The organism is Streptomyces sp. NPDC037290 (assembly GCF_055603245.1).
Map to the genome: position 1 here is coordinate 1 of NZ_JBVJVZ010000097.1, position 3,233 is coordinate 3,233.

Sequence of the window (3,233 nt, forward strand, 5' to 3'; positions counted from 1 at the left end):
GCTGTTGAGTTCTCAAGGAACGGTCGCTTCCTTTGTACTCACCCTCTCGGGCTTTCCTCCGGGCTTCCCTTCGGTGTTTCCGACTCTATCAGATCCTTTCGGCGTCTGATTCCCGGTCGGCGGGATGTCTCCGGGGTTTTCGGCTTTCGCCGTTCGCCCTTTCGACATTCACTACGTTAGCTCATTCTCTCGGCGACTCATAATCGAGTCTCGCGAGTTCGAATTCAGGCGCGCGGACGCACCAGAATCGACCCCGTCGAGGGGCTGGAGCTAGGTAGTGGGTTGGCCGCTCCGGCTGCAGGCGATCGCCGTACCCGGTTCAGCGGCTCGGGATACATTACGCATCTTTGGCAAGCGCGTCAACTTCGGCGGCGCCTCGGTACATGGGCCCTGTAGGGGCTCACCGTCGGGTCGCCCGCGAGCCAGTAACGCCAGGGATGGACGTCGCCGTTCCCGCCTTCGCCGGCGACTCCGGTCCTGGGGCCGCTTCGTACCTGGTCACGGGCGACCGGGGTTCCGGTGAGCATCTTCAGCGGGGTCTCACCCGTGGCGCACGCGTCCGTGCCGTCCAGGGCGCGGTCGACCTCCAGGGCTGTGGCCAGGCGTGCCGGGCCCTTGGCCAGTTCCTTGTCGTTGCGGGCCGAAACTCGCCGCTTGCGAGCGAGCTCGATGCCCTCGACGACCTCGCCGGCACGCAGAAGGACGGCGCTCGCCCGGCCCTCGGGGCCGCAGACGAGGTTCATGCAGTGCCACATGCCGTAGGTGAAGTAGACGTACACGTGCCCGGGCGGACCGAACATCACCGCGTTGCGGGCGGTGCGGCCGCGGTAGGCGTGGGAGCCGGGGTCGTTCGGGCCGTCGTAGGCCTCGACCTCTGTGAGGCGGACGGCGATCGGGCCGTCGGGGGTCGTACGGACCAGGATGCGGCCGACAAGGTCCGGTGCCACCTCGAAGACCGGGCGGTCGAAGAACTCTCTGGGCAGTGGCGTACGGTCCGGGGGCGCGATCATGCCCTCCGAGGGTAGTGCAGACGGAGCACGGTGCCCGGCGGAACCGGTCGGGGGCGGATCGCGTTTGTAGGGGTCGAGGGTCCTTCGTAAAGGGAGAGTCAATGGCGTTCAAGAAGCTGCTCGCGAGTCTCGGGGCCGGTGGGGCGTCGGTCGAGACGGTGCTGACCGAGGTCAATGTCGTGCCGGGTGGTGTCGTCCAGGGTGAGGTGCGGATCCAGGGCGGCTCCGTGAACCAGGACATCGAGGGGCTGTCGGTCGGGCTGCAGGCCAAGGTCGAGGTGGAGAGCGGCGACGAGGAGTACAAGCAGAACATCGAGTTCACCAAGGTGCGGCTCGGTGGTGCCTTCGAGCTGCAGGCGGGTGCCGTGCACGCGGTGCCGTTCGGCCTGGAGATCCCGTGGGAGACGCCGGTCACGATGATCGACGGGCAGGCGCTGCGCGGGATGCACATCGGGGTGACGACCGAGCTGGCGATCGCGCGGGCGGTGGACTCCGGTGACCTCGACCCGATCAACGTGCATCCGCTGCCGGCGCAGAAGGCGATCCTGGACGCCTTCATCCAGCTGGGCTTCCGCTTCAAGAACGCGGACATGGAGCGCGGCCACATCCGGGGCACGCGGCAGAGGCTGCCGTTCTACCAGGAGATCGAGTTCTACCCGCCGTCGCAGTACCGGGGTCTGAACCAGGTGGAGCTGAGCTTCGTGGCCGACGAGTTCGCGATGGACGTCGTGCTGGAGATGGACAAGAAGCCGGGCCTGTTCAGCGAGGGCTCGGACACCTACCGGTCCTTCCAGGTGGGGCTGAACGACTGGCAGGGGACCGACTGGGCGGCTTATCTCAACCAGTGGCTGTCCGAGGTCGGCAGCAAGCGGAACTGGTTCTAGGCTCGGGAACTGCTGGTTCCAGATCATCGATCAGGAGGTACCGAGGTGACCGAGCTCAAGCGGCGGCCGCTCCCCCATGACTTCCATCCGCCCGTGCCGTCGTTCACGGTGACGAGCGCGGACATCGAGGAGGGGGCGACGCTCAGGAGCGCTCAGGTCCACGCGGAGGGCAACACCTCGCCGCAGCTGAGGTGGGAGGGGTTCCCGCCGGAGACCAAGAGCTTCGCCGTGACGTGCTACGACCCCGACGCGCCGACCGGCAGCGGGTTCTGGCACTGGGTCCTGTTCGACATCCCTGCCTCGGTGACGGAGTTGCCGGCGGGTGCGGGCGGCGGCAAGTTCGAGGGCCTGCCCGAGGGCGCCGTACACGCGCGGAACGACTATGGGACGAGGGACTTCGGTGGTGCCGCGCCGCCGCCCGGGGACGGTCCGCACCGGTACGTCTTCACGGTGTACGCGGTGGACCAGGAGAAGCTGGGTCCGGATGCGGACGCGTCCCCGGCCGTCGTCGGCTTCAATCTGCGGTTCCACGCGATCGCACGCGCCCAGCTCATCGGTGAGTACGAGAACCCCGCGCAGGGGTGAGCGCAGCGTCGTGATTCAGCCAAGCGTTCATTGAACGTTTGCCCGCCTCCGGTCTTGGAAGTGATCGGAGGCGGGCAGTTTTTATTGCGTTGTCCATCTCGGCGCGCCCGTCCAGAGTTGATCCAAGCCCGCCGGGAGGTGGGCAGGTGCACACGGGAGGTGGGCTGGATGCGGGACACGCTGGTTCTGAACGCGAGCTTCGAGCCGCTGTCGACGGTGACGTTGAATCGAGCCGTTGTTCTGGTGCTCCAGGACAAGGCCGTCGTCGAGCAGGCCCATCCCGAACTGCGCATGCGTGGTGCCGATGTGGACATACCCGCGCCCCGGGTGATCAGGCTGTGCAGGTACGTACGGGTGCCGTTCCGAAGACGCGCTCCGTGGTCGAGGCGGGGTGTGCTGGTCCGGGACCGGCACCGGTGCGCGTACTGCGGACGCAGGGCCACGACGGTGGACCATGTGGTGCCGCGGGCGCAGGGTGGCGCGGACTCGTGGCTGAACACGGTGGCGTCCTGTGCGGAGGACAATCACCGGAAGGCTGACCGGACTCCGGAGCAGGCGGGTATGCCGTTGCTTCGACAGCCGTTCGAGCCGACGCCGCAGGACGCGATGCTGCTGGCGCTGGGTGCCGAGGAGTTCGAGGCGCTTCCGGGGTGGCTGTCCCAGGCTGCCGCTTAGCGGGGGCGGGGGGGGGGGGGGGGGGGGGGGGGGGGGGGGGGGACTAACCACCTGCCCCCCTCCACTACCCGGCCGGAAG

General features: G+C 67.9%; 4 protein-coding genes. 3 read left to right on the forward strand and 1 reads right to left on the reverse strand.

Going from position 1 to position 3,233, the window contains the following annotated elements; translation table 11 throughout:
- Positions 1-359: 359 nt before the first annotated feature.
- Positions 360-1,010, reverse strand: a complete 651-nt coding sequence (locus tag ACZ7HQ_RS45015) for a DNA-3-methyladenine glycosylase (protein ID WP_471003307.1) — start codon at positions 1,008-1,010, stop codon at positions 360-362.
- Positions 1,011-1,111: 101 nt separating this feature from the next.
- On the opposite strand from ACZ7HQ_RS45015, the gene ACZ7HQ_RS45020 reads away from it, so the two are divergent.
- The 3 genes from ACZ7HQ_RS45020 to ACZ7HQ_RS45030 all read left to right on the forward strand — a co-directional run bounded on the left by ACZ7HQ_RS45020 (position 1,112) and on the right by ACZ7HQ_RS45030 (position 3,154).
- Positions 1,112-1,894, forward strand: a complete 783-nt coding sequence (locus ACZ7HQ_RS45020) for a sporulation protein (RefSeq protein ID WP_471003310.1) — start codon at positions 1,112-1,114, stop codon at positions 1,892-1,894.
- 45 nt (positions 1,895-1,939) lie between these two features.
- Complete coding sequence (locus ACZ7HQ_RS45025; RefSeq protein ID WP_471003313.1) at positions 1,940-2,479, forward strand: YbhB/YbcL family Raf kinase inhibitor-like protein; 540 nt, start codon at positions 1,940-1,942, stop codon at positions 2,477-2,479.
- Positions 2,480-2,647: 168 nt separating this feature from the next.
- The gene (locus ACZ7HQ_RS45030; RefSeq protein WP_471003316.1) at positions 2,648-3,154 is read left to right on the forward strand and encodes an HNH endonuclease; all 507 of its coding nucleotides are present in this window, start codon (positions 2,648-2,650) and stop codon (positions 3,152-3,154) included.
- Positions 3,155-3,233: the final 79 nt, after the last annotated feature.